The sequence below is a fragment of the Nocardia farcinica genome, assembly GCF_029867845.1.
Lineage (GTDB): Bacteria > Actinomycetota > Actinomycetes > Mycobacteriales > Mycobacteriaceae > Nocardia > Nocardia farcinica_A.
In genome coordinates, this window is the sequence record NZ_JARWRU010000678.1 from 1 (window position 1) to 4,665 (window position 4,665).

General features: G+C 70.7%; 4 protein-coding genes. 2 read left to right on the forward strand and 2 right to left on the reverse strand.

Translation table 11 applies throughout. The annotated features are described in order from the left end of the window. Positions 1-834: ATP-binding cassette domain-containing protein (locus QH283_RS14880; RefSeq protein WP_280503590.1), on the reverse strand; the 834-nt coding region annotated here is incomplete at its 3' end. 414 nt (positions 835-1,248) lie between these two features. Here QH283_RS14880 and QH283_RS14885 point away from each other — a divergent pair. After that, positions 1,249-2,775, forward strand: a complete 1,527-nt coding sequence (locus QH283_RS14885) for an aldehyde dehydrogenase family protein (RefSeq protein WP_280503591.1) — start codon at positions 1,249-1,251, stop codon at positions 2,773-2,775. A 118-nt stretch (positions 2,776-2,893) separates the two neighbouring features. Here QH283_RS14885 and QH283_RS14890 read toward each other — a convergent pair whose 3' ends face one another. Then, positions 2,894-4,210 (reverse strand): TetR/AcrR family transcriptional regulator, encoded by a 1,317-nt coding sequence (locus tag QH283_RS14890; RefSeq protein WP_280503592.1) that lies wholly within the window; start codon positions 4,208-4,210, stop codon positions 2,894-2,896. 137 nt (positions 4,211-4,347) lie between these two features. Between QH283_RS14890 and QH283_RS14895 the strand changes: the two genes are divergently transcribed. Then, positions 4,348-4,665 (forward strand): enoyl-CoA hydratase-related protein (locus tag QH283_RS14895; protein WP_280503593.1); only part of this gene is annotated, 318 nt, incomplete at its 3' end.

Below are 4,665 nucleotides of genomic sequence, written 5' to 3' on the forward strand. Positions count from 1 at the left end.
CGCCTGTATCTCGGCCAGCACCGCGGCGGGCACCAGGTCGCCGAGGGCATAGGCGGCGATGTCGAGCTTGGTCGGGTCGAGCGGGACCACCTCGCAGTAGCTGCCGCCGGTGCGCTCCTTGAGCTCGTCGGCGGTGCCCTCGGCGATGACGGTGCCCTTGTCGATGACGATGATGTTGTCGCTGAGCACGTCGGCCTCCTCGAGGTACTGCGTGGTCAGCAGGACGGTGATGCCCTGGTCCTTGAGCACGGTGACCAGATCCCACACGCCCTGGCGGCTGCGCGGGTCGAGGCCGGTGGTCGGCTCGTCGAGGAAGACCACCTCGGGGCGCACCACCAGGCCGCAGGCGATGTCCACGCGCCTGCGCATGCCGCCGGAGAAGGTGCGCACCGGGCGCTTGCCCGCGCCGACCAGGTCGAACTCCTCGAGCAGGGTGTCGGCGCGCTTGCGGGCGGCGGACTTGCCCAGGCCCATCAGCCTGCCGAACAGCTCGAGGTTCTCCCGGCCGGAGAGGTTCTCGTCCAGGGCGGCGTACTGGCCGGTCATCATGATCGAACGGCGCACCCCCGCCGGGTCGGTGCGCACGTCGTGTCCGGCGACGATCGCGGTGCCCGAGTCCGGCCGCAGCAGGGTCGACAGCACCTTGACCGTGGTGGTCTTGCCCGCGCCGTTGGGTCCGAGGATGCCGAGCACCGACGCCTTGGCCGCGGTGAAGCTGATACCGCGCAGCGCGTGCACCTCGCCGAAGGACTTGTGGACGTCCTGGACGACGACGGCGGGCTCGACGCCCGCCCGCACGCCCGCGGGTGATTCGGCCTGGGGGGAACTCGGCATCAACTCTCCACTGTCTACGCCTCCGGCGAGGGTCCTCGCCGGGCGGGCTGATCGAAACACGTCGCGGTGATGATCCCTACCGCCCGGGCAGATGTTACCGGCATCCGCTTCAAACGTCGGCCGGGCGGCGGCACCGCGCGGGCCGGGGCCCGGCTCACAACATATACCTAACTATGGCGTTGATCACATTTTGTCAGTAAGGTTCGGGCCCCGGGGAATCGCCGCTGGTCGCACCCTCCGCGCCGGGCGCGCGGGCCGCGCGACCGTCCTTGTCGGGCGGGTCGCGGCGGCCATAGTGTGATTCCCAGGGGACAAGGTCACTCACTCGTCGGTGGGACAGCCGGTGTTTCGTCCCGCGAGGCCGGCTCGCTTCGGGTGAGGTGTCGGCGGGACGACAGTGCGAAGAGGTGATCGATGGCCGAGTCCGCGCAGCCACGCCTGGCAGCGTACCCGGGAGGCAGGGACCGAACGAGTGTGTTCACGTCCTACGACCCGCGCACCGGCGAGGCGGTCGGCGAGTACCCCGTGCAGCGCACGGCCGAACTCACCAGGGCCGTCCGCGCCGCCCGCAGCGCCGAGAAATGGTGGGGCGGACTGGGTTTCAGCGGCCGCAAACGCTGGTTGCTCGACTGGAAGCGGCTCATCGCGCGCCGCTGCGACGAACTGGTCGAGCTGATCTGCACCGAGACCGGGAAGCCGGAGGCCGACGCGACCGTCGAGGTCGTGCTGGCGATCGAGAACCTGGACTGGGCGGCCCGCAACGCCGCCCGCGCGCTCGGCAGGCGCACTCTGGGCCGCAACTGGCTGACCCGCAACCACAAAGCCACCGTCGGCTACCTGCCGCTCGGCGTGGTCGGAGTGCTCGGGCCGTGGAACAACCCGGTCTACACCCCGATGGGCTCGATCACCTACGCGATGGCGGCGGGCAACGCGGTGGTGTTCAAGCCGCACGAGCTGACCACCGGGGTCGGGGTGTGGCTGGCCGAGACCTGGCGCGAGCTGGTATCGGAACAGCCTGTGCTGCAAGCGGTCACCGGCACCGAGAGCACCGGCCTCGCGCTGTGCAGGCAGGCGGTGGACAAGATCGCCTACGCCGGTTCCGAGCGGGGCGCGCGGCAGGTGATCGCCTGCTGCGCGGAGAACATGACGCCGGTGGTGGTGGAACGCCACGACAAGGGCGCGATGATCGTGCACGTCGACGCCAGGCTCGACGACGCCGCCGAGGCCGCGGTGTACGGGGCCATGGCCAACGCCGGCCAGAACCCCAGCGGCATCCAGCGCGCGTACGTCGCCGACTCGGTCTACGACGACTTCCTGCACCTGGTGGCCGACCAGGCGCGGCGGCTGCGGCCCGGCGCGGACCGGCGCGCCTCCTACGGCCCGATGATCGTGGAGTCGCAGACCGAGGTGGTGCGCAGGCAGGTGCGCGACGCGCTGGCCAAGGGCGGGCGCGCGGTGGTCGGCGGGCTCGAGTCCATCCGCGAGCCCTACATCCAGCCGATCGTGCTGGCCGAGGTGCCCGAGGACAGCCTGGCCGTCACCGGCGAGGCGATCGGGCCGGTGCTGGTGGTGAACCGGGTGTCGAGCATGCAGGAGGCGGCCGAGCGGATCGACGCGGGCGGCAACGCGGTCGCCGTCGCCATGTTCACCCGCGACGTGCACAACATCGAGACCTTCGCCGAGCGCCTGCGCGTCGGGGTGGTGACCATCAACTCCGCCACCGCCTACACCGGCATCCCCGCGCTGCCCTACGGCGGCGTCGGCGAGTACGGCCAGGGCCACAGCCACGGCGACCAGGGGCTGCGCGAGTTCAGCCGCACGCTGTCGATCGCCCGCAAGCGCTACCGCGGCACGGTCAACCTGACCACCTTCGACCGCAGGCAGCGCGACCTGCGCCGGGCCAAGGGGATCTTCCGGCTCAGGCACGGGCACCGCCTGTGACGGTCAGCGGGCGAGGAGGCAGCGCAGCATCACCCCGCAGGCCGCCCGGCACAGGCACCATCCAACCCAGCCTGTGACGGTCAGCGGGCGAGGAGGCAGCGCAGCATCACCCGCGGGCTCAGCTGGGTTCTCTGGTGTTCGCGCCGAGCAGGATCGCCTCCATGAGCGCGGTGACCCGCGCGAGCTGGGCGGGCCGCGCGTCGAAGCGCATCAGTCTGCCCACGTCGATGACCTGCCCGATCGCGGCGTGCACGCGGAAGCGCGCCTCGATCGGGTCGCCGTCGAGCAGGTTGGCCCATTCCAGGATGTTCTGGCGCTGGATGGCGCGCAGCTTGTGCTGCTCGGCCTGCGGCAGGTTGGAGAACTCGGCGTAGTAGACCGGCATGATCTCCGGCATGCCGAAGGCCAGTTTGGCCTGGCGTTCGGCGATCCTGCGGGCGGCGTCGGGCCTGCTGGCGGATTCGGCGAGCGCCTCGGTGATGGCGACCGAGACCCGGTCGCCGGTGCGGTGGAAGGCGGCGGCGAGCAGGTCGGCCTTGCTGGAGAAGTACCGGTAGACGCTGGAGGCGTTGATGCCGACGGCCGCGCCGATCTCCTCGATGCTGGCCTCGTGGTAGCCCTGGCGGCCGAAGATGCGGATCGCCTCGGTGAGCAGTTGTTCGCGCTTGGAGGTGATCGGCAGGCCGCGCGGGGCGGGTTCCTGCTCGATCGGCGGCGGCGCGGGCGGCAGGTCGACGCGCAGCACCGACCAGCACATGTCGCGCAGCAGCGGCAGCAGCCTGGCGCCGGACAGCGCGGTGCGGTGGTGGGCGATGCTGGCGATCACGCTCATCACCGAGGCCGACAGGATGCGCAGGTCGGCCTGGTCGAGTCCGGGGCGCAGCCGGGCGATGGGGGCGGCGACGGTGTCGTTGAGGTCGTCGTAGATGCGCCGGATGCGGCGGCGGTCGGCGACCTCGAGATAGCGGCGCTCCCAGCGGTAGAGCCCGGCCTCGCGGCGGATGTCCACGGTGTGCTCGCTGAGCGCGCGGATCAGCGCGTCCAGGCGGGGTTCCGGGTCGAGGTTCGGGTCGTCGGCGGACTGGGCGACCTGCAGCAACTGTTGCGCGCCGTTCTCGGCGGCGGCGACGAGCAGGGCGTATTTGTTGGCGAAGTGCCGGTACAGCGCGGGCCCGGAGATGCCGACCTCGGCGGCGATCTCGTCGACGCCGACCGGGTAGTAGCCGCGTTCGCTGAACGCTCTCGCGGCCGCGCGCACGATCTGGACCTTGCGGTCCTTTGGCCTGCGTCGCACGCCCGACTCGCCGTTCACCCGATTCGTGCCGTTGCCCGTTACCACCGCTTTCTCCGTCCCCGCGGATTTCGCGGTCGCCGTTCTCCTGCCCTGGCCCGGCCGCGTGGTCGCGAGGTCCACCTCGCTGCGTTCGGCGACCATGCACCTTCTCCCGTCCCGGGCCGGCGCCGCGTGGTTGACAGCGCCGGACATGTCAACTTAAGTTAACCACAATTCGCAAAGTTAACCACTATTCGACGGCCTGCGCCCGCCGAATCCCGCATGAGGAGCGCAACCAGATGAGCAATACCGATTCCGCGACCGAGGCTCCGGCCGCGGGCCGTTTCTCGGCGGTCAAGGACGGCAAGATCCTGCGCATCACGATCACCAACCCGAAGCGCAAGAACGCCCTCAGCTACGACACGCTGGTCGCCCTCGGTGACACCTTCCTCGGTGTCGCGCAGGACAAGTCGGTGCGAGCGGTCGTCATCAGCGGTGAGGCGGGCGACTTCAGCACCGGCGCCGATCTGTCCTCCTCGGCGGAGGAGGCCGCCCGCGGCATCACCCCCGACCAGATCATGGACGCGGCCAACCGCCTGGTGCGCGCCGTCGTGGAC